We start from the raw sequence: 231 nt of genomic DNA on the forward strand, positions 1-231 counted from the left end.
GATCATTGGCGGGTCGACTCGTTGCCAAATAAAAGCGGCGATTGTCCTGCATCCGGGGGGGAGGATTTCACCCCTTGGTCTGTTCTGGGGATAACCCTGATCCGTTTGGGGGATTCACCGGCCTCATCGCGGGGCAGGCCCGCGATGACCCACAAACAGTTGCGGCCCAACCCGCTCAACACCGGTAGAAGGCCCGACAGATTCGAATATCCACCGGAAACCCGCGCCTTG

At 60.2% G+C, this 231-nt stretch carries 1 protein-coding gene; it reads right to left on the minus strand.

Features of this window, described 5'->3' with window-relative positions:
* Positions 1-2: 2 nt before the first annotated feature.
* A partial coding sequence (locus OH705_RS28945; protein ID WP_267303666.1) for a hypothetical protein occupies positions 3-231 on the minus strand: 229 nt, incomplete at its 5' end.

It is taken from the genome of Pseudomonas sp. BJa3 (assembly GCF_026343815.1).
Taxonomy (GTDB): domain Bacteria; phylum Pseudomonadota; class Gammaproteobacteria; order Pseudomonadales; family Pseudomonadaceae; genus Aquipseudomonas; species Aquipseudomonas soli.